A 235-nucleotide genomic window follows, 5' to 3' on the forward strand; every position below is an offset into this window, starting at 1 on the left:
CGCCGACCTTGATCACGGCAACGCCGCCGGCGAGCTTGGCAAGACGCTCCTGCAGCTTCTCACGGTCGTAGTCCGAGGTGGTCTCCTCGATCTGCGCCTTGATCTGGCCAACGCGGGCGTCGATGTCGGCCTTCTTGCCGGCGCCGTTGACGATCGTGGTGTTTTCCTTGTCGATCATCACCTTCTTGGCGCGACCGAGCATCTGCAGCGTGACGTTCTCGAGCTTGATGCCGAG

1 pseudogene is annotated in these 235 nt (G+C 62.6%); it reads right to left on the reverse strand.

Annotated elements, in window-relative coordinates:
• Positions 1–235 (reverse strand): annotated as a pseudogene (gene groEL, locus FNJ47_RS48995) (chaperonin GroEL); the annotation flags it as partial.

The sequence above is a fragment of the Bradyrhizobium uaiense genome (assembly GCF_010811875.1).
Classification (GTDB): Bacteria; Pseudomonadota; Alphaproteobacteria; order Rhizobiales; family Xanthobacteraceae; genus Bradyrhizobium; species Bradyrhizobium uaiense.